This window comes from Bacteroidales bacterium (assembly GCA_023229505.1).
Taxonomy (GTDB): Bacteria; Bacteroidota; Bacteroidia; order Bacteroidales; family JAGOPY01; genus JAGOPY01.
The window spans coordinates 1-4066 of the sequence record JALNZD010000090.1 but is presented as its reverse complement, the minus strand read 5'-3'; the positions used below and the strand labels follow the sequence as shown (position 1 = coordinate 4066).

Genomic DNA, 4066 nt, shown 5'->3' with positions numbered 1-4066 from the left:
CGAGTCATTAACATCCAATTTGAAGAAGGCAATATAAGCTTCAGATTCTCCGAAAGTCTTATTCCAAATGATCTGCCCATTCAAATCTGTTTTTATCAACCAAATATAATGTACATAATTTGGGCCACATTTTCCCGAAATCAAATACCCATTGTCATAATATTCTACAAAGTCTTCGCCGACAATATTTAGATCATTAAAATATCCCTGAAGCCAACGGGATTGCCCTAAAAGATATTGGATTGAGCATAATAAAATAATGCTGCAAAGAAACATTTTCAAACTTTTCATAATCTACAATCCTTTCTAAGATGTTCTCGGTTAAGGTTCGCTGTCTCTCCAAATGTGAAAGCAATTCAACTCTATGCAGAGTTCCCGTGTCGGTTCCGCCGTCCGGTGTCCCTGATAGTTCTCCTGCATGCCAGCTAAATAATTTTAATTGCCGGCCTGCTTCGTTTTTCTGTTGCCCTTTGCCTTTACGCATCTTCGATGCTTTCCTTTGTTTATAGATTTGGGCCTTCCCGGTGATTATTTCCCGGTACTATGCCCGCTGCTGACTCCTTTACGCCTATCGTCTACCGGTTCCCCGGTAGCCTATCCGGTCGCCCGGGACACCCTTGCTTTCGGCTATAAGATTCCGGCCATTACGGCTCTTTTTGGACTTGGGGGCGTTTACCCCCGCACCATTGAGATTTACTACATGCCCGGCACACCAATACTAAATCTGCTACGCAGAATTCGCCGAAGGCGATCCAGTATTGAAGCTTAAAAGACGCCCCGCGAAATCGCAATACCTCGTAGAGGTTTAACCAATTATGTGTGTGCTAAAGTAAGCCATAATTATAATGACATTCAATAAAATTCTGTAAAATCATCAATTTTGCCACCAAGACGCCAAAGCACCAAGTATCACCAAAGGTTGATTATCAAATAAATGACCTTCGTGGGATTTGGTGTTTTTGTGCCTTTGATGGCAAAAAAGGAATTATTATAATGCGGCCATTTCTATAAATATTTGACTCCTCCGGAGTCCTGATAGGGCAAATCACCTGGCAATGATGAATTTTGTGCTGGTTAGTATCGACAATCCTTCTCTTAGCACCGCCAGGTAAATTCCCGGCGGCAGAGCAGAAACGTCAATTACCCAGCTATCTCCCTTCCCCCGGGTGGGGGAAGGGCTGGGGATGGGGGCTAGCCTCCCGAAAATATCATAAATACTTAAATTATAATCCTTTCCCTCATTCAACATTAAACATTCAACATTCAACATTCCCCGGCAGGGATTCGGCCACACCTCCAACCCACCCGTCTTACCGTCATACCGTCCTACAGTCTTATCGTCCTCCTCAATCCCCACGATCAACCCGCAATCATCCTGAACAATGGTATCTGAAAGGATTTGATACGGGCAAAGGCTGTCGTAGGTAAAAGGCATTGTGTAGATGGTGTCGTCTTCGAGGTTTTGGTTGAGTTTTCGCAGGTAAACATCAAACTGGCCGTTCTGGAAAGTATTTGACATGTAAACAAGTTTGCCGTTATACGCAACCTGAAGAATACTCGTATAGAGGTCCTGCATCAGGACGGTGGAATTCAACAGGTTTCCGAGTGTATCGATGATCACGGCTCTTGACCAAAGGTCTTCATCGCTATTTCCCCAACCGGCGCTTGCTGCCAGGATTGAATCATTCAAGAAATTTGCATAAGCTAACTTACCATACTTATAGCCATAAATAACATCGAAGACACTAATGACGTTTCCATCCATGTCCATCTTAACAAGTGCAGCTGAAGTTAGATTAGTATCATAATAGTAGTGGCTGATTGAAGAATAATAATATTGCAAATTTGGACTGACTGCAGTGCTCCCTGCAACGCCTCCATCCAGGTTGGTTTCTTTATAAACCACTGTTTCCCACTCGAAATTACCTATTGAATCAACCTTTAAAAAGTAAGGATGAGGTATCCAATGGTTTGGATAAGTTGGGTCTTCGTAATAACAGAATCCTGAGACTAAAAACCCTTTATCTGGGGTTTGTATCAAATCATAAGATTCTTCATCCCGTTGATTGGTATCAGCGCTTGTATAGCAATGTTTCCACAACAAATTCCCTTCTGGAGATAATTTTGCTACGCATATCCGTTCCTTATGGGGTTCAGGATTAGTGTAATTTAATACGATAGCGACACTTCCATCTGTTGACAGTGTGAAACAACTGGAGAAATCATTGTTGTTTTCAGTGTAAAAAACCTTGCACCACTCTTTTTCACCGCAGGAATCAAGCTTCATTATTAACGGATCTCCTTCAGGATCATAGGATAATGTGGTACCGGCTAGATAAATAATGCCGGAGTCATCCTGAGCCATGTCAAGGAATACTATTGCGTTCAGACCATCACCAATAGTTTTTTCCCATAAAATATTTCCATTAATATCAGTTTTAATTAACCATAAGTATTTTGGATAATTATGTCCATAACGACCTAATAAAAAATAACCATGATCATAAGATTCAATCATTTTATCGCCAACTGCATCTATTTCATCATGATAAACTTTTACCCACCGGCTTTGACCAAATGAATATGTCAATTCCAATACAAATACTGCTGTTAAAGTTAACAGATATACAATTCTACGCATAATCTTACTTAATAATGGTTATTTTTTGAGAATCAATAAAATAATTTCCGCTAAAGAGTCTGATTAGGTAAATCTCGGCCGCATATCCTTGTGTAGGAATGACTATTTGATTTTGTGTATCCTTCAATTGCATGGCTTGTAATTCTTTTCCATTAATATCCGAAATAGTCAATATTCCCGGAGATTGGTGTTCGGAGAGATCATACTGGGTAATAAAATAATTGCCTGCAGGGTTGGGAAATACACTTAAATGTTTAGTATTTATATCAATTTTTGGCTTTTTGACAGGAGCGGTGGCAGATTTAAGCACATCGTTTAAATATACTGGTTCGTTATAGTTCAATAATCTTTCTTTTAACAATAAATTCGATGCATAGACACCGGGAAGGACATGATAAGCTAAAGCAATTTCAAATAAAGCCTGTACCTGAACGCTATCCAATTCAGTTGTATCACTTTTTATTTGCCAGAGGATATCGAAAAGATCCAGGTAGAGGTTGTGGGTCGATAATTCTTGGGCAGAAAGATCAAACTCGGTCGGAATGGTACTCAAGATATTAAATGCATTTGATGAATCAGACTGGTCGATATGCATAAAAGCAAGATTATACCTGGAGTTTAATCTGTTTTCATTTTGATGCAAAACTATTAAACTATCAATAGCTTGCCCGAAATTTGCCGTATCGTTTTTATAATAAAGGTTAAGGTTTGACCACGCCCTGTCTCTTTTAGAGATATGACTTCCAAGTTCTTGTTCCAGTAATTCTTTGGCTCCGTAAGTATTTAATCCCTGCATGATCTCCTCCATCATATAGTCCGGAATGGTATCTTGACGCTGATCCAAAGCATCCATGACCTTTTTGGATTTAGGAGCTTGTGGATTTACTGCCAGGACATCCCTGATCATAGCATTTGGTAAGACATCTTCCTTCTCAATTGCAGAGATCATTACCGTATCAGATAAAAATGGGGATTCATCCGGTTCCATTGTTCCAGTGTTCCATTGTTTCAGTGTTCCGCGTAAATCCGGTGCATTCGAAGGAATCAGCATTCTATTTAAATGGAACGCGAAAGACGCGAATTTTGCGAATGACCGCGAATTATTTTAAATGTCAATATCCTTCAATTACCTGGCAACGACAAACTTCCTGCTTTCCACTAAATTAAAACTTTTTTTCAGGATAGCGATATATACACCTGGCGAAAAACCTTGAACGTTTACCAAAATCTTTTCCTGCCCATCCGGGATTTTGATTTTTTGAACTTCTCTCCCGAAAATATTATAAATGACCAATGTCAAATCCTTGTTAAATCGTCCATCGTCCATGTTCAATCGTACATGAATTTGTTCCCCTGCCGGGTTCGGCCAAATCTCCATCCCTCCATGCTCACCTGCCTCCCCGTCTCCCTGCTTCCCCGCTTCCC

5 protein-coding genes are annotated in these 4066 nt (G+C 40.3%); 1 reads left to right on the top strand and 4 read right to left on the bottom strand.

Annotated elements, in window-relative coordinates; genetic code table 11:
• Positions 1–196 precede the first annotated feature (196 nt).
• Entirely contained in the window at positions 197–484 is a 288-nt protein-coding gene (locus M0Q51_17120) for a hypothetical protein (protein ID MCK9401691.1), read from the bottom strand.
• Positions 485–499: 15 nt separating this feature from the next.
• Between M0Q51_17120 and M0Q51_17115 the strand changes: the two genes are divergently transcribed.
• The gene (locus tag M0Q51_17115; GenBank protein MCK9401690.1) at positions 500–769 is read left to right on the top strand and encodes a hypothetical protein; all 270 of its coding nucleotides are present in this window, start codon (positions 500–502) and stop codon (positions 767–769) included.
• A gap of 276 nt (positions 770–1045) precedes the next feature.
• Here the strand turns inward: M0Q51_17115 and M0Q51_17110 are convergent, their stop codons facing one another.
• The 3 genes from M0Q51_17110 to M0Q51_17100 form a co-directional block, all read right to left on the bottom strand.
• Positions 1046–2641, bottom strand: coding sequence for a hypothetical protein (locus M0Q51_17110; protein ID MCK9401689.1), 1596 nt, complete (start codon positions 2639–2641; stop codon positions 1046–1048).
• A gap of 4 nt (positions 2642–2645) precedes the next feature.
• On the bottom strand, positions 2646–3692 hold the full coding sequence (locus M0Q51_17105) for a T9SS type A sorting domain-containing protein (GenBank protein ID MCK9401688.1): 1047 nt from the start codon (positions 3690–3692) through the stop codon (positions 2646–2648).
• Positions 3693–3767: 75 nt separating this feature from the next.
• Positions 3768–4066: T9SS type A sorting domain-containing protein (locus M0Q51_17100; GenBank protein MCK9401687.1), on the bottom strand; the 299-nt coding region annotated here is incomplete at its 5' end.